The sequence below is a fragment of the Bacillus sp. MBGLi79 genome (assembly GCF_002953915.1).
In genome coordinates this window covers 2,748,674-2,750,813 of sequence record NZ_CP026521.1, presented here as the reverse complement: position 1 = coordinate 2,750,813, position 2,140 = coordinate 2,748,674, and the positions used below count along the sequence as shown (strand labels likewise).

Here is a 2,140-nt window from a genome sequence, read left to right as displayed (position 1 = left end):
AAAGAAAAATGGTTCGGCGGAGAAACGAAAAAGTAAGCGTGAAAAGTTCAACTTTTTGTTGAACTTTTTTTTCTAAAGCGATGTGCGCCTCTTTGATGATGAGGCGGGAGAGGGAGAGTCACATGAATTTTCTTGATTTTTCTAGTACAATACCCGAGATGCCTTTCATTTTGGAAGGCTTGGGCGTCACCTTAAAAGTGGTCGCGGCTGCGGCCGTGCTTGGATTTTTGCTGGGGGTTTTGATTACGCTTTTAAAAATCAGTTCGATCAAGCCCCTCGCATGGATTGCCGATTTTTACACTTCCATATTCCGGGGGACACCGCTTGTTCTGCAGCTGATGATCGTCTATTACGGGCTGCCTCAGGTGCTGGGCTTCGATATTGATGCTTACTGGGCGGCCGTCATCGCATTCGGCTTAAATTCCGCCGCTTATGTGTCAGAAATCATCAGAGCCGGAATCAATGCGATCGACAAAGGGCAAAAAGAAGCGGCGATGGCGCTGGGCGTCCCGTATGCAAAGATGATGAAGGATCTCTTGCTGCCGCAGGCCTTTAAAAATATCATGCCAGCGCTGATCAACGAATCGATTACACTGACAAAGGAATCGGCTGTTGTCACCGTCATCGGACTCGGCGATATTATGAGACGAAGCTATCAGGCGGGAGCGGCGATCTACAGCCCGCTTGAGCCGATGCTGTTTGCGGGTCTCATCTACTATGTGCTCGTTTTGATCCTGACGTTTGTCGGCAAAGCGATTGAAAGGAAGCTGAATGTCAATGATTAATGTTCGCAATCTCTCAAAATCTTTCGGAAAGCACGAGGTGCTTAAACATATTTCCGTTTCCTTTGAAAAAGGCGAAGTAGCCGCTGTCATCGGTCCGTCAGGCTCAGGCAAGTCCACGTTTCTGCGTTGCTTAAACATGCTCGAAAAGCCGACGGAGGGCAGCATTTTCATTCAGGATCAAGAGATTACAAGACCGAAAACAAATGTGCTGAAAATCAGAGAGAACATCGGCATGGTCTTTCAGCATTTTCATTTGTTTCCGCATAAAACGGTTCTTGAAAATATTACGTATGCACCTGTCCATGTCAAAAAAGAAAGCAAACAGGCAGCAACGAAAAAAGCGGAAGAACTGCTTGAGAAAGTGGGGCTTATCGATAAAAAAGATGATTATCCGAACCGTTTATCAGGGGGGCAAAAGCAGCGCGTTGCGATTGCGAGGGCGCTGGCGATGAATCCGGACATCATGCTGTTTGACGAGCCGACATCGGCCCTTGATCCTGAGATGGTCAAAGAAGTGCTTCAGGTGATGCAGGATTTGGCGAAAACCGGGATGACGATGGTGATCGTGACGCACGAAATGGGCTTTGCCAAAGAAGTCGCCGACAGGGTGCTTTTCATGGATGAAGGAACCATTGTCGAAGACGATGCTCCTAAAGCGTTTTTTTCTTCTCCAAAATCGAAAAGAGCTCAAGACTTTTTAGAGAAAATACTATAAAATAAGCTGAAGAAGATGCTGATCTTCTTCTTTTTTATTCACTAAGACTAGCAGAAAAGATTGGGGTTAACGATGTTTAAAATAGGTTATCGCACATTAAAAACAGCGCTTGGCACAGCATTGGCCATCTATATCGCACAGCTGCTCGGCCTTCATAATTTTGTGTCGACAGGGATCATCACGATCCTCTGTATTCAAGTGACGAAAAAGCGGTCCCTTCAGTCATCATGGGCCCGGTTTGCGGCATGCATTCTTGCGATCGTTTTTTCATACGCGTTTTTTGAACTGATCGGCTATCATCCGGCTGTCATCGGTCTGATGCTGCTGTTCTTTATTCCGACAACCGTTCTTCTGAAAATAAAAGAAGGAATCGTTACAAGTTCGGTCATCATTCTTCATCTTTATATGTCAGAAGGGATCACCCTTTCTCTCATTTGGAATGAATGCCTCATCATCATTACGGGAATCGGCGTTGCCCTGCTGATGAATTTGTACATGCCGAGCCTCGATAAAGAGCTCAAACAGTATCAGCAGAAAATCGAAGATAACTTTGCCAAGATTTTTGAAGAAATCGAACGCTATTTGCTGACCGGGGAACAGGACTGGACGGGAAAAGAGATTCCTGAGACGCACCGTTTGA

3 protein-coding genes are annotated in these 2,140 nt (G+C 45.9%); all 3 read left to right on the top strand.

From position 1 onward, the window contains the following. Nucleotides 1-122 precede the first annotated feature (122 nt). Entirely contained in the window at nucleotides 123-785 is a 663-nt protein-coding gene (locus C1T29_RS13805) for an arginine ABC transporter permease ArtQ (protein ID WP_020452110.1), read from the top strand. Further along, on the top strand, nucleotides 778-1,500 hold the full coding sequence (locus C1T29_RS13800; protein ID WP_208945464.1) for an arginine ABC transporter ATP-binding protein ArtM: 723 nt from the start codon (nucleotides 778-780) through the stop codon (nucleotides 1,498-1,500). Before C1T29_RS13805 ends, C1T29_RS13800 begins: the two co-directional genes overlap by 8 nt. A gap of 72 nt (nucleotides 1,501-1,572) precedes the next feature. Then, the coding region (locus tag C1T29_RS13795; protein ID WP_231516499.1) for an aromatic acid exporter family protein at nucleotides 1,573-2,140 on the top strand (568 nt) is incomplete at its 3' end.